At 28.6% G+C, this 21,597-nt stretch carries 26 protein-coding genes; 25 read left to right on the top strand and 1 reads right to left on the bottom strand.

Annotated features, from left to right (window positions below; genetic code table 11):
- The first annotated feature begins 8 nt into the window (after positions 1-8).
- The 7 genes from nuoI to L8W64_RS01360 are packed head-to-tail and all read left to right on the top strand — an operon-like array spanning position 9 to position 8,500.
- The gene (nuoI, locus tag L8W64_RS01390; RefSeq protein ID WP_133319477.1) at positions 9-641 is read left to right on the top strand and encodes an NADH-quinone oxidoreductase subunit NuoI; all 633 of its coding nucleotides are present in this window, start codon (positions 9-11) and stop codon (positions 639-641) included.
- Entirely contained in the window at positions 634-1,140 is a 507-nt protein-coding gene (locus tag L8W64_RS01385) for an NADH-quinone oxidoreductase subunit J (protein WP_263662753.1), read from the top strand. Before nuoI ends, L8W64_RS01385 begins: the two co-directional genes overlap by 8 nt.
- The gene (gene nuoK / locus L8W64_RS01380; protein ID WP_087699810.1) at positions 1,140-1,451 is read left to right on the top strand and encodes an NADH-quinone oxidoreductase subunit NuoK; all 312 of its coding nucleotides are present in this window, start codon (positions 1,140-1,142) and stop codon (positions 1,449-1,451) included. The genes L8W64_RS01385 and nuoK overlap by 1 nt, the downstream gene beginning before the upstream one ends.
- Positions 1,439-3,241: an NADH-quinone oxidoreductase subunit L gene (nuoL, locus tag L8W64_RS01375; protein ID WP_263662754.1), complete on the top strand. Its 1,803-nt coding sequence runs from the start codon at positions 1,439-1,441 to the stop codon at positions 3,239-3,241. Before nuoK ends, nuoL begins: the two co-directional genes overlap by 13 nt.
- 1 nt (position 3,242) lies before the next feature.
- Positions 3,243-4,715, top strand: coding sequence for a complex I subunit 4 family protein (locus L8W64_RS01370; protein WP_263672681.1), 1,473 nt, complete (start codon positions 3,243-3,245; stop codon positions 4,713-4,715).
- Positions 4,715-6,112: an NADH-quinone oxidoreductase subunit N gene (locus tag L8W64_RS01365; protein ID WP_263672679.1), complete on the top strand. Its 1,398-nt coding sequence runs from the start codon at positions 4,715-4,717 to the stop codon at positions 6,110-6,112. The genes L8W64_RS01370 and L8W64_RS01365 overlap by 1 nt, the downstream gene beginning before the upstream one ends.
- A 24-nt stretch (positions 6,113-6,136) precedes the next feature.
- Complete coding sequence (locus tag L8W64_RS01360) at positions 6,137-8,500, top strand: tetratricopeptide repeat protein (RefSeq protein WP_263672678.1); 2,364 nt, start codon at positions 6,137-6,139, stop codon at positions 8,498-8,500.
- Here L8W64_RS01360 and miaA read toward each other — a convergent pair.
- Entirely contained in the window at positions 8,491-9,366 is an 876-nt protein-coding gene (gene miaA, locus L8W64_RS01355; protein ID WP_263662758.1) for a tRNA (adenosine(37)-N6)-dimethylallyltransferase MiaA, read from the bottom strand. The genes L8W64_RS01360 and miaA overlap by 10 nt on opposite strands.
- 69 nt (positions 9,367-9,435) lie before the next feature.
- On the opposite strand from miaA, the gene mqnP reads away from it, so the two are divergent.
- The 18 genes from mqnP to trxA all read left to right on the top strand — a co-directional run bounded on the left by mqnP (position 9,436) and on the right by trxA (position 21,534).
- Positions 9,436-10,311, top strand: coding sequence for a menaquinone biosynthesis prenyltransferase MqnP (mqnP, locus tag L8W64_RS01350; protein ID WP_263659527.1), 876 nt, complete (start codon positions 9,436-9,438; stop codon positions 10,309-10,311).
- The gene (locus L8W64_RS01345; protein WP_263659526.1) at positions 10,308-10,805 is read left to right on the top strand and encodes a hypothetical protein; all 498 of its coding nucleotides are present in this window, start codon (positions 10,308-10,310) and stop codon (positions 10,803-10,805) included. Before mqnP ends, L8W64_RS01345 begins: the two co-directional genes overlap by 4 nt.
- Positions 10,798-11,319: a DUF6115 domain-containing protein gene (locus L8W64_RS01340; protein WP_133319486.1), complete on the top strand. Its 522-nt coding sequence runs from the start codon at positions 10,798-10,800 to the stop codon at positions 11,317-11,319. Before L8W64_RS01345 ends, L8W64_RS01340 begins: the two co-directional genes overlap by 8 nt.
- 9 nt (positions 11,320-11,328) lie before the next feature.
- Positions 11,329-12,297 (top strand): GTP 3',8-cyclase MoaA, encoded by a 969-nt coding sequence (moaA, locus tag L8W64_RS01335; RefSeq protein WP_263670056.1) that lies wholly within the window; start codon positions 11,329-11,331, stop codon positions 12,295-12,297.
- Positions 12,297-13,046: a 7-carboxy-7-deazaguanine synthase QueE gene (locus tag L8W64_RS01330; RefSeq protein ID WP_263670058.1), complete on the top strand. Its 750-nt coding sequence runs from the start codon at positions 12,297-12,299 to the stop codon at positions 13,044-13,046. Before moaA ends, L8W64_RS01330 begins: the two co-directional genes overlap by 1 nt.
- Positions 13,043-13,627 carry a 6-pyruvoyl trahydropterin synthase family protein gene (locus L8W64_RS01325; protein ID WP_263661505.1) on the top strand — a complete coding sequence of 195 codons (585 nt, stop codon included), beginning with the start codon at positions 13,043-13,045 and terminating at the stop codon, positions 13,625-13,627. The genes L8W64_RS01330 and L8W64_RS01325 overlap by 4 nt, the downstream gene beginning before the upstream one ends.
- Positions 13,627-13,827, top strand: coding sequence for a cytochrome C (locus tag L8W64_RS01320; RefSeq protein WP_133319490.1), 201 nt, complete (start codon positions 13,627-13,629; stop codon positions 13,825-13,827). The genes L8W64_RS01325 and L8W64_RS01320 overlap by 1 nt, the downstream gene beginning before the upstream one ends.
- A complete protein-coding gene (locus L8W64_RS01315; protein WP_220566545.1) occupies positions 13,827-14,237 on the top strand; it encodes a hypothetical protein in 411 nt (136 codons plus the stop codon). Before L8W64_RS01320 ends, L8W64_RS01315 begins: the two co-directional genes overlap by 1 nt.
- Entirely contained in the window at positions 14,237-14,899 is a 663-nt protein-coding gene (locus tag L8W64_RS01310) for a 16S rRNA (uracil(1498)-N(3))-methyltransferase (RefSeq protein WP_263672677.1), read from the top strand. The genes L8W64_RS01315 and L8W64_RS01310 overlap by 1 nt, the downstream gene beginning before the upstream one ends.
- A 77-nt stretch (positions 14,900-14,976) precedes the next feature.
- Positions 14,977-15,177, top strand: a complete 201-nt coding sequence (gene rpmE, locus L8W64_RS01305; protein WP_039664588.1) for a 50S ribosomal protein L31 — start codon at positions 14,977-14,979, stop codon at positions 15,175-15,177.
- The gene (gene rsmI, locus L8W64_RS01300) at positions 15,177-15,995 is read left to right on the top strand and encodes a 16S rRNA (cytidine(1402)-2'-O)-methyltransferase (protein WP_263672675.1); all 819 of its coding nucleotides are present in this window, start codon (positions 15,177-15,179) and stop codon (positions 15,993-15,995) included. Before rpmE ends, rsmI begins: the two co-directional genes overlap by 1 nt.
- Before the next feature lie 19 nt (positions 15,996-16,014).
- Entirely contained in the window at positions 16,015-16,695 is a 681-nt protein-coding gene (gene rlmB / locus L8W64_RS01295; protein WP_133319494.1) for a 23S rRNA (guanosine(2251)-2'-O)-methyltransferase RlmB, read from the top strand.
- Positions 16,688-17,560 (top strand): hypothetical protein, encoded by an 873-nt coding sequence (locus tag L8W64_RS01290; protein WP_133319495.1) that lies wholly within the window; start codon positions 16,688-16,690, stop codon positions 17,558-17,560. Before rlmB ends, L8W64_RS01290 begins: the two co-directional genes overlap by 8 nt.
- On the top strand, positions 17,554-18,360 hold the full coding sequence (locus L8W64_RS01285) for a hypothetical protein (RefSeq protein ID WP_263659525.1): 807 nt from the start codon (positions 17,554-17,556) through the stop codon (positions 18,358-18,360). Before L8W64_RS01290 ends, L8W64_RS01285 begins: the two co-directional genes overlap by 7 nt.
- A gap of 12 nt (positions 18,361-18,372) precedes the next feature.
- Complete coding sequence (locus L8W64_RS01280) at positions 18,373-19,575, top strand: LL-diaminopimelate aminotransferase (protein ID WP_220566550.1); 1,203 nt, start codon at positions 18,373-18,375, stop codon at positions 19,573-19,575.
- A gap of 1 nt (position 19,576) precedes the next feature.
- The gene (locus L8W64_RS01275; protein ID WP_220566551.1) at positions 19,577-20,830 is read left to right on the top strand and encodes a homoserine dehydrogenase; all 1,254 of its coding nucleotides are present in this window, start codon (positions 19,577-19,579) and stop codon (positions 20,828-20,830) included.
- The gene (locus L8W64_RS01270) at positions 20,830-21,168 is read left to right on the top strand and encodes a YraN family protein (protein WP_133319499.1); all 339 of its coding nucleotides are present in this window, start codon (positions 20,830-20,832) and stop codon (positions 21,166-21,168) included. Before L8W64_RS01275 ends, L8W64_RS01270 begins: the two co-directional genes overlap by 1 nt.
- A 51-nt stretch (positions 21,169-21,219) precedes the next feature.
- Positions 21,220-21,534 (top strand): thioredoxin, encoded by a 315-nt coding sequence (gene trxA / locus L8W64_RS01265; RefSeq protein WP_039619298.1) that lies wholly within the window; start codon positions 21,220-21,222, stop codon positions 21,532-21,534.
- Positions 21,535-21,597 lie beyond the last annotated feature (63 nt).

Genomic DNA, 21,597 nt, shown 5'->3' with positions numbered 1-21,597 from the left:
AAAAAACAATGAAAAAAGGTTATTTTAAAGTAGATTTTGAGCGTAAAAATCCTCAAAATACTTATGAAAAATTCATACAAGTAATCAAGCGTTCTTTAAATACAGAGCTTTTTGTAGGTTTATTTGTCGTATTAAGAGAAATGTTTAAAAAAAACAATAGCGCAACGATTAAATATCCTATGGAAAAAGTTGCTTTAGATGATAGATATCGTGCAGTTCATCGTTTGATGCGTTTTATTGAAAGTGAAAATGAATGTTGTATTGGTTGTGGCTTGTGTGAAAAAATTTGCATTAGTAATTGTATAAGAATGGAAACGAGTTTAAGCGAAGATGGACGCAAAAAGGTCGAAAATTATAGTATTAATTTAGGGCGTTGTATTTATTGTGGATTTTGCGCTGATGTTTGTCCTGAACTTGCCATTGTGCATGGTAAAGAATATGAAAATGCCGCAGAGCAAAGATCTTATTTTGGTCAAAAGGAAGATTTTTTAACCCCTATCGATGAGCTTAAAAATCAAGTGGTGTTTGAAGGAAGTGGTAGTTTAAGAAAAGATGCTGATGATTTAGTAAAGAAAACTCCAAATTATTATGAGATAGATTTGCAAAGACAGCAAGATGCTCCAAAGGAAGAAAATGTTTGAAACGATAGCTTTTTGTTTATTAAGTGTTTTGGTGTTGGGATTTTTTTTAATTAGTGTTTTAAGCACTAGCGTGCTTTATGCTATCAGTTCTTTGGCTGTGGCTATGGTTTTTTTAAGTGGATTTTATTTTTTACTTAATGCTGAATTTATTGGAGCAATTCAAATAATTGTTTACAGTGGAGCTATTTTAGGTCTTTATAGTTTTGCTATGATGTTTTTTGATGCTTCTATAAAAGTAAAAGAAAGTTTAAAAGGTAAAAGAATCTTCATTTTTGCTGTGATTTTTAGTGCTGTTTTATTAGTTAGTATTATTATGGGATATGAGTTTGGTTTAAATGAAACTAGTGAAGTTTATAGTCTTGATTCTACTCAGCAAATAGGCTTTGCTCTATTTACAAAATATATGCTTGCTTTTGAATTTATGGCAATTTTACTTTTAATAGCTTTAATTTGTGCTATAGCACTTACTCAAAAAAATGTAAAAAAGGACGAACAATGATGTTAGAAAAATACTACATTGTGGCTATTTTGATGTTTATCATTGGTCTAATAGGTATCATAAAACGCCAAAATTTAATTATGCTTTTTATTTCAAGTGAAATTCTATTAAATGCTGCTAATTTGGCTTTAGTTACAGCAGGAGCTTCTCATAAAGACATAGAAGGTCAAATTTTTGCTTTATTTGTAATGGGAGTTGCAGCTTGTGAAGTAGCTGTTGGGATAGCGCTTTGTGTTTTATGGTATAGAAAAACAGGAACACTAGAGCTTAGCTCTTTAGCTGAAAAAGGAGAGATAAAATGCAAAATTTAGCTTTAATTGCACTTTTTTCTCCTTTGGCTTCAGCTGTTATTTTAGGTATTTTTGCTTTTAGTGCTAAGAAAATTATTTTAGGTTATTTAGCTTCTTTATTTATAGCTTTTTCAGCTCTTGCTTCAATTATTTTATTAAATAATGGAGTGCATTTTAATTTTGAACTTGGTACTTGGATATCTTTAGTAGATGTTAGTTTTGGTTTTAAAATAGACTCTATTACTTTGATTATGATGAATGTGGTAAGTATAGTAGCGACTTTTGTGCATTTATATAGTATATTTTATATGGAGCATGATGAAGGGTTTAATCGCTATTTTAGCTATTTGGGACTTTTTGTTTTTTCTATGATGTTTTTGATTATGAGTGATAATTTCTTAGGACTTTTTATAGGTTGGGAAGGTGTTGGACTTTGCTCATGGCTTTTGATAGGTTTTTGGTATCATAATGAAAAATACACTTTTGCTGCTAATGAAGCATTTATCATGAATAGAATTGCAGATTTGGCTTTGCTTTTAGGAATTTTCTTAATTTATATAGAATTTAACTCTTTAAAATATGATGAATTTTTTACCCTTTTATCTTTAGGGCATGAAAATGATGTGATTTTGATTTTAATAGCACTTTTACTTTTTGTAGGTGCTATGGGTAAATCAGCACAATTTCCTTTCCATACTTGGCTTGCTGATGCTATGGCAGGACCTACGCCAGTTTCAGCTCTAATCCATGCTGCTACTATGGTTACTGCGGGAGTTTATTTGGTAATTCGCGCAGGGGAGCTTTATTTACAAGTTCCTGAAGTAGGGTATTTTATCGCTATACTTGGAGCTTTTGTAGCGCTTTTTGCTGCTTCTATGGCTATGGTAGCTAAAGATTTAAAAAGAATTATTGCATATTCGACGCTTTCTCAACTTGGGTATATGTTTGTAGCAGCAGGTCTTGGAGCTTATGCAATAGCTTTATTTCATCTTGCAACTCATGCATTTTTTAAATCTTTATTATTCTTAGGTGCGGGTAATGTTATGCATGCTATGAATGATAAGCTTGACATTAGTAAAATGGGTGGACTTTATAAAAGTATGCGTTTTAGTGCTATTTTAATGCTTATAGGTTCTTTAGCTTTAGCAGGAATTTATCCTTTTGCAGGATTTTTCTCTAAAGATTTAATTTTAGGATTTTCTTTTATAAGCCATCATCATGGAATTTTTTTAGTACTTTTAATAGCAGCTTTTATGACAGCTTTTTATAGCTTTAGACTTTTAATGCTTGTATTTTTTACTCCAAAAAGACATGAAGAACATCCCCATGAAGCTAGTAAAATAGCTTTGCTTGCGATGAGTCCTTTGGCTTTACTTGCTATTATAGCAGGATTTTTTGAGCATAGCTTTATGGATTTTGTAAGTAAAAATTTAGCTTTTATTGATGGTCAAAATTCTTTAGTTATGATACTTGCAAGTGTTTCTGCGGTACTTGGAGTGCTTTTAGCTATCATAGCTTATTGGAAAAATTGGTTTAAACCATCACTTTCTAAAACAAGTATTTACAAACTTTTGTTTAATGAATACTACATACCAAAATTTTATCATCAATTTATTGTTAGTAAGTATGCTTTATTTTGTGAATTTTTAAGAAAAGCTGATAAAGAAATTTTAGATGCTTTGGTAGATAGTATTGCATTTTTCCTTAAAACATTTGCTAGGGTTCTTAGTATGGGTAAGGATTATTCTTTGGCTTTAAGAATTGTAGTTTTGGCTTTTGTGTGTTTATTTTGTTTAGCTTTGGCGGTGTAATATGCTTGGTTTATTAATGTTATTTCCATTTTTTGCGGCTTTTATAGCTTTATTTTTACAAAAAGAAGATAGCAAGTCCTTTGCTGTTTTAGTTAGTTTTTTGATTTTAGTTTTTAATGTTTTTTTGTTATTTAACTACGATGGTAGCATGGCTTATGAATTTAGTTTAAATTCTTTGATGGTTAATTTTCACATAGGTGTAGATGCTATAGCGCTTTATTTAATATTACTTTGTTCTATTATGATTTTTTTATCTTTTATATGTTTGGATATTCAAGATAAAAGTGTTGTAATAAGTATATTTTTATTACAATTTTGCATTGTAGGACTTTTTGCTTCATTGGATGCTTTATTGTTTTATGTATTTTGGGAGTTTTCTCTTATACCGCTTATTTATTTAATAGGTAGATATTCAGATAATTATAAGGCAGGGATTAAATTTTTCATTTATGCATTTTGCGGTTCTATGCTTATGCTTTTAGCTATTATTTATGTGGGATTTTTGTATTATCAAAGTTTTGGATATTGGAGTTTTGATTTGTTAGCTTGGTATAAGAGTGAATTTTTTATACCTGAGAATGCACAAAATCTAATATTTGTAGGATTTTTTATTGCTTTTGCGATTAAAAGTCCTTTATTTCCTTTTCATACTTGGGCTCCAAAGGTTTATACCAAAAGTCCGACTTTAGTATCTGTAATGCTTGTAAGCTTTAAAATGGCACCTTTTGGGTTTTTAAGATTTATTTTGCCTTTAGCGCCTGATACTTTGAATCATTATTATTCTTTACTTGCTATTTTATGTATAGTTGGAATTTTATATGCAGCCTTAATTGCTTTTAAAGCCAAGGATTTAAAAGAATTAATTGCTTATAGCTCAATTTCGCATTTGGGTGTGGTAATTTTAGGTATCGTAACTTTTACTTATAATGGGGTTAGTGGTTCTGTATTTTATATGTTTGCACATGGTATAGTAACAGGTGGCTTATTTTTAGCCGCTTATATGCTTTACAAAAGATATCAAACTTTTGATTTAGACTTTTATAAAAATTTAGTTAAAACAGCTCCATTATTTAGCTTTTTCTTTGCAGTATTGTTGTTTTCATCTATTTCATTACCTTTGACTATTTCCTTTGTAGGTGAGTTTTTGATCTTGCAAGGTGTGGCAAGTGTAAATTTATGGTATGCATTATTTGCGGGCGGTGTAATCGTTTTAGGAGCTATTTATATGCTAAATATTTATAGAAATATGTTTTTTGCTACTTGCGAAGAAGAAGTGTGCAGTAAATTTACGCTTAAAAAAGGTGAAATTTTTGTTTTAAGTATTTTAAGTGCATTAGTGATTTATTTAGGGGTAGTTCCAAGTGCTATGCTAGATCAAATTGCTTCTAATGTAAATAGTATTCTTGAAGTTATGCAAACAAGAAATATCGCTATAGAAAATCAAAAAATCATAGATAGTATAAGAGGTTTTTAATGAGTGGTTTTAGTTTAGAAAAATTAAATTTTGTATTATTATTTCCTGTGTTGTCATTGCTTTTTTGGGCTATTGCATTACTTTTATTGAGTGCATTTAAAAAACTTTCTAGAAATTTTTATATAGGAGCAAGTGTTATAGCTTTGCTTAGCACTTTGTGTTTTTTATTGCTTTATAATGGTTTTGTTTTAGATAATTCTCATGCTTTTTTTGGTTTATTTGTAAGCGATAATTATGCAATTTTTGCGCAAATAATTATTTTGTTTTTTTCTATACTTTATTTGCTTATAGACAAAGATGAACAAAGAGCAGAATTTTTTTCTTTATTTTTGTTTATGGTTGCTTCCTTAATATTAATGGTTTCAAGTACTAATTTGATTGTGATTTTCCTAGCTTTAGAAGGATCTTCTTTAGCTCTTTATACATTAATAGCATTAAGAGGAACTCATAATGCTATTAGTTCTAGCATAAAATATTTTGCCTTAGCTGCAGTAGGGGCTGGATTTTTTGTTTTTGCTTGTGCTTTTGTGTATTTAAAAACAAAGTCTTTGGATTTGGATAATTTATTGCATTCTGAATATATTTCAGATCCTGTATTATTATGTGCTGGAGTGATGTTTTTGGTTATTGTTGGAGTAAAACTTTCTATCGCTCCTTTTCATTTTTGGCTAAAAGATGTATATTGTGGAGTTCATACAAATTTTATAGCTTTCATATCTATTGTTCCAAAAATTGCTATGATAATAGTAGTTTTAAGAATTTTTTCTGCTTTAGGCGGTGGAGTAAAATTTGAATATATAGTCGCATCGTTAGCAATTTTTTCTATGCTTGCTGTAAGCATAGTAGCTTTAATTCAAAAAGACGCAAAAAAAATGCTTGCATATAGCTCTATTACTCATTCTTCTTTTATATTGGCTGTTATTGTTTCTAGTATGAGTGTGAGTTCTCAAGGAGATGGAACTTCTTACCTGCTTTCAATTTTTGCCTTGTTCGTTTATTGGGTTTCTTTTGCTTTTGCAAACTATGGAATTTTTTTAATCTTAAGTTTATTTCAAAAAAGCTCATTTGAAAGTTTTTCTGGCTTATTTGATCAAAGACCCGTATTATCTATAATATTAGCTATGTTTATTTTATGTATAGCAGGAATTCCACCTTTTGGGATTTTTTGGGGTAAAATTTTAATTTTAGCTTCTATTTTAAATTCAGGCTATTATGTGCTTGTATTTGCTATAGCTTTAAGTTCCATGATCATGCTTTATGCTTATTTGAAAATTTTAATTTATATCTTTTTTAAAAAAAGTCAATCTATAAAGAGTATAAATTTAGATATTAAGCAAAAGATTATTTTAAGTTTATGTTTTATCGGAAGCTTATCATGTGCGTTTTTGCTTTTGTGAAATAATATTGCTATAATCACGCTCATGATAAGGATTTTATTTTTATTATTATTAAGCATAAATTATATATTTTCTTTTGAGGTTATTGTTAATAAAGGGGAAGAACAAAATCGTCCCTTTACACTTTTGCATTTAAAAGATAATAAAGATTTTACTTGCAAGAGTATTTTTGAATTTGAAAAAACTCATTTTGAGTGTAATGTTTTGGGCGTTAGTAATATGCAATTTCAAAATAAAGAATTTGATGATTTTACAATTTATTTTGAAAAACACCAAACTTTTTTGACAATTAAAATATATCCTAAAATTTTAGCTAAAATGTTTAATTATTCTCAAGATATTTTTAATGCTAAAGAAATTCAAAGTCAAAATGGAGATACTTCTAAACATTTTGTGTTTATTTTTACTAAGGATTTAAGGTATTATAAACCTAGCGATGGACTTGATTTTGATATTTATTTTGATGATGCATTAATGCCTTATATTGGAGCATTGGATTTAAATTCTAATCCTATGGAAACTTCAAAAAGTGCAGATTTTAATGCTTATTTTAATATCAAACAAGAATATGAAGCCAAAAAATACGATCAAGTTTTACGAGATGCTGTTAATGCTATTAAGCGTTATCAAGGTAGTGTATTTATGAATGAATTTGAGCTTTATAAATTAAGAGCGCAAAATAAGCTTTACACTTATGAGCTTGATAAAGATCAGCAAATTTTAGAGCAAATGCTAGATGATGCTAAAAGATGGGTGAGAACTTATATTAATGATAAAGATTATACGGAAGTAATGTATATCATGATGAGAGTTTATATGGGCTTATCTCAAAGATCTAATGTCGATTATATTATTGATACTTTAAGCACTGAGCACAAAGACGATAAATATACCATAATAGCTTTACTTGATTATGCAGATTATTTATATCATTTGGGTAAAAAAAATATAGCAAATAATATTTATCAAGATGTGTATTATTCTACTCCGAATGCAGATTTAGCTAGTAGAGCTGCTTTATTTTTGTCTAAAAATTATTTAGAAGCGCAAAATACAAAAGAAGCCAAGGAGTTAGCAAGTAAAATTTTAGAATCAAATCCTGAATTTTTTATGAGTGATTTAGAAAATTCTTTATCCTTAGCTAAGGCTTTTAGTAATCATAGAATTTATGATTTAAGTTCTAAAATTTATGAGTATATTTTTACGCATTTGACTAAAGTCGATAAAGAATATGAAAGAGTATTAAAAGATCTTTCTTTGGCTTTGTTAAATGCAAATGAACATACTAAAGCTCAAAAGTATTTAGATCTTTACACGGAAGATTTTCCTTTGGGTGAATATGTGAGTTTAATAAAAGAAGCTCAAGATAAAAATTTCTTATATTTAAAAGATAATAATGCAAGTTTTTTACATCAAAGATATGAAGAGATCATGCAAAAGTATGCTGGAGAAATTTCTGGTATGGCTTTATTTGATAATGTGAGATTATATTTTCAAGAAAAAAATTATGAAAAAGTTGTAAGTTATCAAAAAGACATAGAAAAATATTCCAACAAAGAAATCAAAAATCTTTTAGAACAAGCTGCTATTTTAGTTTTAGAACAAAATTTAAAAAATGATGAGTGCTTAGCTGCTGTTAAAATATATGATGATTTTAAGGTCTATGATGTGGGAAATAAAATACAAAATAAAAAACAAATGCTTGAATGCTTTAAGCGTACTACTCGTATAGAAGAAGCTAAAAAATATATAGTTGAAAATGAAAATGATGATATTATTTTTTATAAACTTCAAAGTGCTGATTTAGCGCTTAAAGATAAGCGTTATCGTTTTGTTGTAAAAACAATTAATGATATTTTAAATACAAGAACTATTATTAGCGATGATGAAAAATTTGAAGCAAATTATATTAAATTTTTTGCTGAACTTAAATTGCAAGATTATAATGCTATGATAAGAACTTTGCAAAAACTAGAGCAATTTCCTATGAATTATCGTATGGTGGAATTATATTATGAGTTTTTGCGTTATTGTGAAAAAAATAATTTTCTAACAAGTATTTTAACTTATGCTCCAAAGGCTATTGATTATCAAAATTTAAAAGGAGTAAATCTTTTTAGTCCGGATTTAGAATTTATCTATATCAAAGCCTTAAAACAAAACAATCAAGCTCAACAAGCCTTAACTTTGTTTAAAGATTTGCTTGCTAATCCTTTAAAAGATGATGAGCGCGCAAGAGCTTTTTATATGCAAAGTAATATTTATGAAGATTTAAAAGATATGCAAAATCAAAAGCAAAGTTTGCAAAATTGTATAGATATTAACACAACAAGCAATTGGCAAAATTTATGTAAAGATAAATTAAATGTCTTAAACACTCAGCCTTGATGTTTTTTTAAAATATAAGCTTTTAAATTTTCATAAGCGTTTTGAAAATCTAAAATTTCTTTGTTGAATTTTTTATTAAAAGTTCTTTGTCTTTTGGCAAGTTGTCTTGTGTGAATGATGATGAGTTCTTCAAGCTCGTTTAAATTTATTTTTTTATCTAAAAAATCTTTACATTCTTTTAAGCCTATGGAATTTAGTGCTTTTAAATGATGATCGTAGTTACTATATAGCATTTTAGCTTCATCTATTAAACCCTCATCAAGCATATTTTTAGTGCGTTTAATAATGCGTTTTTCCAAAAGATCTTTTTGCCAAGAAATTTCAAAAATATCAAGTTTTTTAATTAAAGCTTCTTGTTTTGTTTCTTTTAAAACTTCGCTTGGGATTTTATTAGTTTGCTCATAAATTCCAAGCCATTTTTTTAAGCGATAGGTGTCGTTTTTTTCTATTTTGGTATGTGGATCAATTTTTATCATTAAATGATAAATTTCATCATTACTTAGCGTGCTTTGACTTTCTTTGAAATTTTCACTCAAGCCATCCATTAAAGCTTTTAAATAAAAACTAGTTCCACCTGTGATGATAAGCATTTGATTGTTTTTTTGAGCAAAGGCTTTTGCTTTTTTGTATTCTTCAAAAAACAAAGCGATATTAAAATGCTCATTAACATTTAATAAATTTATTCCAAAATAATCAAGCTCATCTAAGGTTTTTTGCTCTGTTTTGGCTGAAGCGATGTTGATTTGTTTATACACGCAAAGACTATCAAGGCTTAAAATACTTGCATTAAATTCATAAGCTAGTTTGTTAGCAAGTTCTGTTTTGCCACTTGCAGTAGTTCCAATGAGTGCAAATTCAAAAAACATCGTAAAAATATCCTAAATTTAAAATTATTTTAGTAAAATCATAACAAAAATATATTATAAAGAGAAAAAATGCCTTTATTAAAAGAAAAATTAAAAGATATTTTGGACTTGATTGTTTTTAAGCATTCTATTTTTGCTTTACCATTTTTGTTTGTTTCGATGATTGTAGCTTCTGTTATTTTAAATGATAGCACTTGGTTTGGTTTTAAAGCTTTGTTTTTGGGTGTTATTTGCGCGGTAAGTGCAAGAAATTTTGCAATGGCAATCAATCGTTTGATGGATGAGGACATTGATAGAAACAATCCAAGATGTGCAAATAGACCTAATATCGATGGTCGTATAGGTAAAACTAGCATTTTACTTTTTATTATTTTAAATGCTATTATTTTTGTTTTGGCAAGTTATTTTATCAACAAACTAGCCTTTGCTCTTTCTTTGCCGGTATTGTTTATTTTAGCTATTTATTCAGCCTTTAAAAGATTTTCATCCCTAGCGCATTTAGTATTAGGATTTTGCTTAGGACTTGCTCCTATTGCAGGCAGTATTGTGGTTTTGGGAAGTATTGAAATTTATAGTGTTATTTTGTGTTTGGGTGTTACTTTTTGGACAGCTGGTTTTGATTTACTTTATGCTTTGCAAGATATGGAGTATGATAAAAAGACAGGCTTGCACTCTATACCTGCTAAATTTGGGCTTGAAGCGACCTTGTTTATCTCAGCATTTTGTCATGTTTTAGCAGTGCTTTTTTGGTTTTTATTTGTTTGGGTAGCTCCAACAGGAAATATTGCATTTTTAGGTGTGATTGTTAGTGCTGTTATTTTATTTTTTGAGCACCGCATTGTTAGAAAGAATTTTGCAAAAATTGACAAAGCATTTTTTACTTTAAATGGGTATTTAAGTATAGTCTTTTTTATTTTTATATGGGTTGATCTTTTATGGAGATGAAATTTTTTAAAAGCTCTTTGGAATTAGAATTTGAAGAGAGCAAAGAAAGATATGAAGAGTTTTTGCAAGAATATGTTTCAAGTAATAATTATGTCAATTTAAGCAAATGGAAAAAGCTTGCTTCAAGGGTAGAATTTAGCGAGGGTGAGCAGTTGATTTTTGATTTGCTTATGGATTTAAAGCAAGAATTGTATTTGATAAAAAATGATATTAATAAAACAAAATTATTTGTTAATTTAAAATATAAATCTTTTGTGATTGGGGTAAATTTTACACATATTCAATTTAAAGATAGGTGTTTAATGCAAGATGAAGATTATTATGCTAGATTTAATTTAAATGGTCAAAAAATTAGTATTTTTTTTAAAGCATTAAATGAGAATGAAGCAAAAATCACGCAAATAAAAGCAGAAGATGAGCTTGTGTATGATAATTTTGTAGCAAATATGCAAAGAGCAATGATTAAAATTTTAAAGGAGCAAGAAAATGGATAGTGATTTATTATTGTGGCTAGTTGTAGCTTTATTAATTTTTGCTATGTTTGCTTATATGATGATTAAAGAAAAAGAAAGTATTGTTAAGATTAATGAGCTTGGTAAAATGATAGAAGATTTAAATAAACAATATCATTATTTAAAAAAAGAAAGTTTAGATGAGCAAGAGCAAGAAAAAGAAGAAATAGACACTGAAGCCATAAGAGAAGAATTAAAAGAAGAGCTTTTGCAGGTGCTAGAACAAAAAATCAATCAAAATATCATTCCTATTTTAAGCGCTTTAAAAGAAGTAGAAGAAGTTATTGAAGAATTTCAAAGTGAGCAAAAAAATCGTTTATTAAATTTAGAACAAAAAACTCAAAGTATTACAAAATTAAGCCCAAGCTATGATAATGAAGAGCAAAAAGTTATAGAACTTTTTAATCAAAAAAAATCCATAGAGCAAATTGCCAAAGATTTGCGTATAGGTATGGGCAGGGTTGAGCTTATTTTAAAATTTAATAAATTATTATAAAGGCCTTTGATGTTAGTAGATAGCTATGGAAGAGTGATTGATTATTTAAGAATTTCAGTAACACAAAGATGTAATTTTCGTTGCCTTTATTGTATGCCAAAAACTCCATTTGAATGGAGTGCTAAGGAAAATCTTTTATCATTTGAAGAACTTTTTATGTTTGTTAAAGTTTGCATTGATGAAGGAGTTAAGAAAATTCGTATTACAGGTGGTGAGCCTTTAGTAAGAAAAGATTTGCATAAATTTATTGCTATGATTAGTGAGTATAAGCAAGATATAGATCTAGCGCTTACTACTAATGCTTCTTTATTAAAACAACAAGCAAAGGATTTAAAACAAGCGGGCTTAAAAAGAATTAACATCTCTTTGGATACTTTAAAAGAAGAAGTGGCCTTTAAATTAGCTCAAAAAAACATACTCAAAGATGTGTTAAATGGTATTAATGAGGCTTTAGAATTAGGTTTTAATATTAAATTTAACACCGTAGCGCTTAAAGGAATTAATGATAGTGAATTTATCGATCTTTTAGAATTTGCCAAAGCACGCAAAAGCCAAATTCGCTTTATAGAATTTATGGAAAATTATCATGCTTATGGAGATTTAAAAGGCTTAAAATCAACAGAAATTTTAAATATCATTGCTCAAAAGTATTCTTTTAAACAAGGACAAAAAAGTCCAAATGCACCTGCGACTATTTATGAACTTGAAGATGGGTATGAGTTTGGCATTATTGATCCACATAGCCATGATTTTTGTGATAGTTGTAACCGTATAAGGCTTTCAGCCGAAGGGCTTTTAATACCTTGTTTATATTATGATGAGGCTTTAAGCATTAAAAAAGCTATACGCAATAAAGACATAGCAAGTGCTTGTGAAGTTTTAAAAACCGTGATAAAAAATAAATCAGAAAAAAATAGATGGGCAGGAAATGAAGCCAATCAAAGTTCCACAAGAGCCTTTTATCAAACAGGTGGATAATGGAAGTTGTTGAAACTTTTTTAAGCTTGCAAGGTGAGGGAAAATATAGTGGAAATTTGGCTATATTTGTAAGATTTGCCGGGTGTAATTTTAACTGCGCAGGCTTTGGAGTAAAAAAAGAAAAAGATTCTAAAATACTTTTGGGCTGTGATACTATAAGAGCTGTTTTTACTAAAGAATTTAAAACTTGTTATAAAACATATACTTCAGCAAAGCTTTTTGATGAGGTTTTGAAGCTAGCAAATTCACGCAAAGTTATAGTTGTAATTACGGGTGGTGAGCCTTTGTTAAATTATCAAAATAAAGATTTTTTGTGTTTTATAAATTTACTTTTAGAAAATGATTTTATGGTGCATTTTGAAACAAATGCAAGTATTGAAATTGATTTTGAAAAATATCCTTTGTATAAAAAATGTTATTTTGCTTTAGGAGTAAAGCTTAGCAATAGTGGTGTAAAAAAAGAAAAAAGAATTAATGAAAAAGCTTTGGAAGCTTTTAAAAATTATGCTAAGGAAAGTTTTTATAAATTTGTTTTGGATAAGGATTTTTTACAAGAAAATAAAGCCTTAAAAGAAATCAATGAAATTTTACAAGTTTGTAAAAATGATGTTTTTTGTATGCCTATGGGGTCAAATGAAGAAGAAATTTCTAAAAACGCCTTAAGTGTTGCTGAATTTTGTATAAAAAATGGATATAATTACTCCGATAGATTGCATATTAGAATTTGGGGAGATAAAGAAGGCGTATGATTATTAGAAAAATGTTTGAATTTGAAAATGCTCATATTGTTAGATTTTGTAGCTCCAAGCGATGTAAAACAAGCATACATGGCCACTCTTATAAGGTAGAAATTTTACTTGAGAGTAAATACCTTGATAATGCTGGAATGGTGTATGATTTTGGTTTGTTAAAAGATGAGATAAAACAAATTATTGATAGTTTTGATCATGCTATTACGCTTTTTAAAGATGATGATAAAGTTTATTTAGAAGATATGAAAAAACATTCACAAAGATGGGTAAGTTTACCTGTGAATGTAAGTGCAGAAAATTTTGTACGCATATTTTTTGTACTGATTGATACTTTGCTTTTAAAGACTAAGATGGTCAATGGTGAGCAAGGTGTTAGTTTAAAAAGCATTATTGTACATGAAACAAGAACAGGTTATGCACAAGGTTTTAGAGAAGATGCTTATAGTGAATTTTTACCAAAGATTGATTTGGCAGATATTGACTTTTCACAAGCTATAAGAGATGAATGGAAAGACAAAGATTTTTTTGAAAAACTTCAAGATGTAAATTTTGTTTTTATCAATCAAAAGGAGGTGTAATGAAAAAGATTTTATTGATTGTGCCAATATTGCTTTTTATGGCTTGTTCAAATCAAGAGAATAAAAATATAAAAAAAGAAATACAAACCGAGCAAGTTCAGATTGAACAAAGTGATTCTAATGTCATTATAGATGATGAAACACTTCCTATACCTGTTGATGATGATATACAAGATGAAAATAATACACAAGGACAATAATGGATCAAAGTTATGAATTTTTTTTAGCATTGCATGTGTATAGTTTATATACAAATGGTTTTTTAATGTTGTTTTATTTGTATTTGACTCAAAGTAACTTCTCACAAGAATTTATCTTTATAAAAAGAATTCGTCTATTTTTGCCAATTTATTATTTGTTTTTAGCAATTACACTTTTTACTGGAAGTTTGTTATGGGCTTTAAAGCATTTTGAATTTAATTTCTATGTGCTTTCTATGTGGTTTTGTTGGATTTTGATTTTTGCTTTGGCTATTTATCAATTTGTTTTATTTAAAAAAGCAAGATTGTTTAAACGCTATGCTAAATTTAGATTTTTAAGTTTTTTTATTTTGTGTTTGGGTATATTCTTGCTTTTTGTACCTTATTTGCTTAAGAGGTTTTATTTTTAATGCAATTTTTATATCACCCACAAAGTGGTGCTGTAAGTTTAGAGCTAGAAAATGAAGCCTTTTTACACTTAAAGGCTCGAAGAATTAAAGTGAGTGATAAAATTATATTAAAGAATTTGAAAGATTTTTATACTTACACTTATGAATGCATAGAGCTTTCTAGACGCTCTTGCGTATTAAATTTACTTGACAAAAAAGAAGAAAAACAAGAATTAAAAACATATATACATTTAGCTTTGGCGGTGATTGATCCAAAGGTTATAGAAAAAACTTTACCTTTTTTAAATGAACTTGGAGTAGCAAAACTTTCTTTTGTGTATATGGAATACTCGCAAAAAAATTTTAAATTAGATTTTAAAAGAATGGAAAAAATTCTTATAGAATCATCCCAGCAATGCGGTCGTGCTTCTTTAATGGAACTTGAAAGTTTTGATGATTTTAAAAAATTTCAGCAAGCTTATGAAAATATTGTTTTGATAGATTTTGAAGGTGAAGATTTGATGAATTTTGATCCCGGTAGGTATGTATTTTTGGTTGGGGCTGAAGGCGGATTTTCGCAAAAAGAAAGAGAAATAAATATAAAAAGAGCAAAATTACAAGCCAACTATATACTTAAAGCACAAACAGCACTTATAGGGGTTGCTTCAAAATTTATAATTTAAAAGCATGCTTAAATTTAGCTATTTTTTATATAAAAATCTATATAATTACGCCTTAATGTTTTGAAAAAGGATAAACAATGAAGAAAGAAATTCACCCAGAATATGTAGAGTGTAAAGTTAGTTGTGCTTGTGGAAATTCTTTTACTACTAAGTCAAATAAATCAGAAATTAAAGTTGATATTTGTTCAAGCTGCCACCCATTCTTTACAGGTAGTGAAAAAATCGTAGATGCTGCGGGTCGTGTAGAGAAATTTAAGAAAAAATACGCAATGCAATAATGTTATATTTTATTCCTACGCCCATAGGAAATTTAAACGATATTTCTTTTCATTCTTTAGAAATTTTACAAAAATGCAAGCTCTTTTTATGTGAAGATACAAGAGTTTGCAAATCTTTAATTCATCTTCTTAATGAAAAATTTAATTTAGAAATAAAGCCTGATAAATATATAGCTTTACATACTCATAATGAAAAAGATTTTTTAGCAAAAATAGATGAGGATTTTTTTAAACAAGATATTGCATATTTAAGTGATGCAGGTATGCCAGGTATTAGCGATCCGGGGCAATTTTTAATCGAATATGCTATTAAAAACAATATTGACTATGAAGTCTTAACAGGATCAAATGCTGCTTTGCTTGCATTGGTTTCAAGTGCATTTTGTAAAAAAGAATTTATTTTTATGGGTTTTTTGGCCAATAAAAATCCTCAAAGACAAAAAGATATTGAAAATTTAATGCTTAATCCTTATCCTAGTATAGTTTATGAAGCACCCACCAGAATACTTAATTTAGTAGAAGAAATTAGTAAAATTGATCCTTTAAGAGAAATTTTTATCATAAAAGAAGCAACAAAGAAATTTGAAGCTAAATTTAGAGCAGAAGCTTTAGAGGTTTTGGAAAAATTAAAAACAATGGATTTACGCGGTGAATGGTGTGCAGTGGTAAATGCTAAAGAAAAGCAATTTCATCAAAATACCTTGTGTGAGCAAGATATTTATGAGCTTGATTTATCTTTAAAGGCAAAGGCAAAACTTCTTTCGAAAATCAATGCAAAATCTCCAAAAGAAAATTATCAAAAACTGCTTTTAAGTTGAATTTGGTTATTATTTAAAAATGATAGTTTATGGTAAGCAAGTGTTTTTTTATATCTTAGAAAAGCATGAAGAAAAAATTAAAGAAATTTATTTAGCGAAAGAATGTGAAAAAGCTGATTTTTCAAAAATAACAAGGGCATCAAAAAAAATTAAAAAACTCGATTTTAAAGCCGCACAAAGCTTGGCAAGAGGTGGAAATCATCAAGGTTTTTTAATGGAAATTGATGAATTTGAATTTAGCTCTTTTGAGAGTTTAAAAGAAAAAGATTTTATAGTTATTTTATATAATATTAGCGATGTTGGAAATATAGGTGCTATCGTGCGTAGTGCTTATGCTTTAGGTGCTGATGGGGTTATTTTGGTAGCTAAAAGCGTGGCTATGGATGGAGTTATTCGTGCAAGTAGTGGAGCAGCTTTAGATATGAAAATAGTCTTAAATGATGATATTTTAAGCATGATAAATGAGTTAAAACAAAAAGGTTTTTATATCTATGCTAGTGCAAGCGGAGGTAGTGATATACATACTATCAAGGCCAAAGATAAAAAAGTTTTGATTATGGGAAGTGAAGGTTTTGGTATAGCGCCAAAGGTACTTAAAAAATGCGATGAGTGCGTAGGTATAAAAATGCACAATGATTTTGATAGTTTAAATGTTAGTGCAGCATTTGCAATACTTTGCGATAGGATGAAAAATGGATAGTTGGAAAAAATTAGAAGATTTAAATTTGTTAGAAGTTCAAAAAAGAACACAAATAGAAATAGCTTGTCTTGAATATATCATTAAGAAAGATTTTAAGTCTTTATCTCGCTTTAATGTAAATGGCTTTATTAAAATTTTACAAAGAGAGTATGAGCTTGACTTTTCTAATTTTTTAGAAGAATATCATGTCTATTTAGAAGAAAATGGTATTGAGAAAAAAAATCATGTGCATATTTCACCTAGAATGAACTCATATACCAAAGAAAGCTCAAGTGTATGGTATATTGTGATTATAGTAGTAGTACTTTTGATAGTAGCTTTGGCCTGGGGTGTTTCAAGATTTTTTCAAAGTTCTACTTTAGATGAAAATACTACCAATGTATTAAATCAAGAGCAGGTTGTTTTAGAAGAAAAAGTTGATGAAAATGAAACACCAGTTCTTAATTTTTTTGCTGATGATGCTATGGAAAATAATGAAACAAACGCGACTATTTTAGAACCAATAAGCGAGAACAATAATACAGAAAAAACATTAGAAGATAATGCTAGCTCAAATATGCCTGAAGAAAATATCATTTTACTCAATGAAAGCATTATAAAACCAAGTGCAGAGCTTTGGCTTGGTATGGTGGATTTAAAAACTTTTAGAAAGAGCTCTTTAACTATTAAAAATGATTATGTTTTACCTTTGGATAAAGATATGTTAATTACCACAGGCCACGCTGCTTTTAGCTTAAACGATGAAAATAATAATACTTTAGAGTTTAAAAACGGTGTGTCTAAATTTTTAATGATTAAAGATGGTAAAATCAAACAAATTACAAAAGCTGAATTTATCAAAGAAAATAGAGGAAAATTATGGTAAGAATTTTAATATTTTCCATTTTTTTTACTCTTAACGCTTTTGCACTAAGTGCTTTAGAAGTTGCAAAACATATTGTTAATGATAATTCTAAAGATGCAAAATTAGAGCTTTTGTTTGCAAGGAATGACTATAAAGATGAACGCGGAAATGTAGATATTTACACTATTTCTCAAATTTTAAAAACTAATTCTTTGGCAAATTTTATATTAAATGAGCCAAAAACTCTAACTTTTAGTTTTAAAGCTCAAGCTGATTCTGTTTTATTTTTTAAAACTATTAATGATACTTTAAACGAATTAGGCTATGTGTATTTTATACCAACTGAATTAACTTTAAGGGAAAATTATATTACCTATAAGTTAGCTGTAGATTCTCAATATATGCTTGATCCAGGAGTTTTCTATAAAGCCTTGTTATCAAGCTCTGTTTTTATTAAAGATATTTCTAAAATTTCAGAATTAAATTATGAGTATGAGCTAGATTTTTCAAAAGCAAAACCTAAAGTCAATACTCAAATTCCACTAAATACCATCACTCAATTAAATAAGCCTTTAAGGGAATATATTGTTGATTTACAAGGAGCAAAAAGCATAGAGCTTAGCGCGCACAATCTTGATTCTTGGTTTTGTAAAATTCAATTTTTAGATAAAAATTTAAATTTTATTCAAGGTATAGAAAACACACACAAACAAAATGAAATTAATATAAATATCCCATTGGGTGCAAAATATGCTATCATTGGCGATATGTTTAGCCTTGATAACATAAAAAGGGGTTTAAAAATTTACTTAAGACGCTAAAAAGGATGGAAAATGTTTGAAGAAATTCATTTTAATACCATAGAAAGACTTCCAAATTATGTTTTTGCTGAAGTTAATGCGATTAAAATGGCAGCAAGAAGAGCAGGGGAGGATATAATAGATTTTTCTATGGGAAATCCTGATGGTAAAACTCCTCAACACATTATAGATAAACTTTGTGAAAGTGCAAATAAAGAAAAAACTTCTGGTTATTCTGCTTCGAGTGGAATTTATAAACTAAGACTTGCAATTTGTAATTGGTATAAAAGAAAATACGATGTTGATTTAGATCCTGAAAGTGAAGTAGTTGCAACGATGGGTTCTAAAGAAGGCTTTGTAAATTTAGCAAGAGCCGTTATTAACCCAGGAGATGTAGCTATTGTACCTACACCCGCTTACCCTATACACACTCAAGCTTTTATCATAGCAGGTGGTAATGTAGCAACTATGAATTTTGATTTTAATGAAAATTATGAATTAAATGAAAATACTTTTTTTGAAAATTTACAAAAAACACTACATGAAAGTATTCCGCGTCCAAAATATGTAGTAGTAAATTTTCCGCACAATCCTACAACAGTCACTGTAGAAAGAAGTTTTTATGAGAGATTAGTTGCAATGGCAAAAAAAGAAAGATTTTATATTATTTCTGATATTGCTTATGCAGATTTGACTTTTGGTTCTTATAAAACCCCTTCTATTTTTGAAGTTGAAGGTGCTAAAGATGTAGCGGTAGAAACTTATACACTTTCAAAGTCTTACAATATGGCAGGTTGGCGTGTAGGTTTTGTAGTGGGTAATAAACGCTTAATTGCGGCTTTGAAAAAAATCAAGTCTTGGTTTGATTATGGTATGTATACTCCTATACAAGTTGCTGCTACTATAGCTTTAGATGGAGATCAAACTTGTGTTGAAGAGATTAAGGCAACTTATGCAAAAAGATTAGAAGTCTTGCTTGATTCATTTTTTCAGGCAGGATGGGAGCTGAAAAAACCAAATGCAAGTATGTTTGTTTGGGCAAAACTCCCTCAAAGTAAAGCTCACCTTGGAAGTATGGAATTTTCTAAACAGCTTTTGCAAAAAGCAAATGTAGCGGTAAGCCCTGGAGTTGGTTTTGGTGAAGCGGGTAATGAGTATGTTAGAATAGCTTTAATAGAAAATGAAAACCGCATTCGTCAAGCAGCAAGAAATATAAAAAAATATTTAAGAGAATAAAATGAAAATCGCAATTTTGGGATATGGTACGGTAGGAAGTGCTGTTGTAGAAACTTTGTTAAAAAATCAAGATTTAATCAAAGCAAGATGTGATGAAGAAATTATTCCAGTAATTGCTTTGGCAAGAAATCCAAAAACAAATGCGTTAATTCCTGTGGTAAATGATATTGATGAGGTTTTAGAGCGTGAAGATATTGATGTATTTGTGGAGTTAATGGGTGGTATTGATTTACCCTTTGAGATAATTTCAAAAATTTTAAAAAGAAAAAAAGCAGTGGTAACTGCTAATAAAGCTTTGCTTGCTTATCATCGTTATGAGCTTGAAAAATTAGCACAAGATACAGCTTTTGGTTATGAGGCGAGTGTGGCGGGTGGAATTCCTATTATTAAAATTTTAAAAGAGGGCTTGAGTGCTAATAATATTGTTTCTATTAAAGGCATTTTAAATGGCACAAGCAATTATATTTTAAGTAAAATGACCGAAGATAATACCAAATTCCAAGAGGTGTTAAAAAAAGCACAAGATTTAGGATATGCTGAAGCTAATCCCACTTTTGATATAGAGGGTTTTGATGCAGCGCATAAACTTTTGATTTTAGCAAATATTGCCTATGGATTAAGAGTGAAACCTGAAGATATTTTGATTGAGGGTATTAGCAAAGTAAGTAATGAGGATATTTATTTTGCAAAAGAATTTGAATATACCATAAAACACTTGGGTATTGCTAAGATTAAAGATGAAAAAATAGAATTAAGAGTTCATCCTACCATGCTTAGCAAAGATAAAATACTAGCAAAAGTTGATGGGGTAATGAATGCTATTAGTATTGATGGAGATGTATTGGGTGAAAGTTTATATTATGGCCCAGGAGCAGGTGGCAGGGCAACTGCAAGTGCTGTTATAGCTGATTTAATCGATATAGCAAGAAAAGAAAAAAATAGTGCTATTTTTGGGTATTTAAATGATACTTCTTATAAACTTTTAAGTAAAGATGAAATTTATACAAGATATTATTTAAGATTAAAGGTATTAGATAAAATAGGAGTTTTATCAAAAATCACACAATTAATGAGTGAACATCAAATTTCAATCGATACTTTCTTGCAAAAGCCTAAAAAAGAAAAGCAAGATTATAGCACTTTATTTTTCATCACTCATCAAACTTATGAAAAAAATATACAAATTTTAACTCAAAAGCTTAGAGAACAAGAATTTGTAAAAGATGATGTTTTTATGATGAGAATAGAAGAGTAATGGCATTATTTGAATATCTTTTTGGTAAAAAAGGAGAAGAGTTAGCGTGTGAATTTTTAAAAACACAAGGATTTGAAATTTTAAAAAGGAATTTTTATTCTAAATTTGGAGAAATTGATATTATTGCTAAAAAAGATAAAATTTTACATTTTATTGAAGTTAAAAGCACGCAAGGTGATTATGAGGTAGAATATAGATTGGATAATAAAAAATATAATAAAATTATTAAGACTATAGAATATTACTTTATGAAACATAAAAATGATGAAAATTATCAACTAGATTTACTTTGCGTATATAAAGATGATATAAAACTTTTAGAGAACATTAGTTATTAAGGGAATGTTTATTCTATTTTAATAGAATTTGAAAAAACAAAGGAGAAAAAAATGGGAAAATATATTGATTTAACTACAGAAAATTTTGCACAAGCAAAAGAAGGTGTAGCTTTAGTAGATTTTTGGGCTCCATGGTGCGGACCTTGCAGAATGCTTGCACCGGTAATTGATGAGCTTGCAAATGATTTTGATGGTAAAGCTAAAATTTGTAAAGTAAATACAGATGAGCAAGGTGATTTGGCTGCACAATTTGGTGTAAGATCTATCCCAACTATCATTTTCTTTAAAGATGGTGAAGTGGTTGATCAACTAGTTGGTGCTCAATCAAAACAAGCTTTAGCAGATAAACTAAACTCACTTTTATAATCTTAAGCCACTTTTTGTGGCTTTTCTTCATATTTTTTACTATTTAATAATTTTTATTATTTA

Origin of the sequence: Campylobacter sp. IFREMER_LSEM_CL1097 (assembly GCF_025772225.1) — a bacterium.
GTDB lineage: Bacteria > Campylobacterota > Campylobacteria > Campylobacterales > Campylobacteraceae > Campylobacter_D > Campylobacter_D lari_D.
The sequence above is the reverse complement of the archived record's forward strand: the minus strand, read 5'-3'. Positions and strand labels throughout refer to the sequence as shown.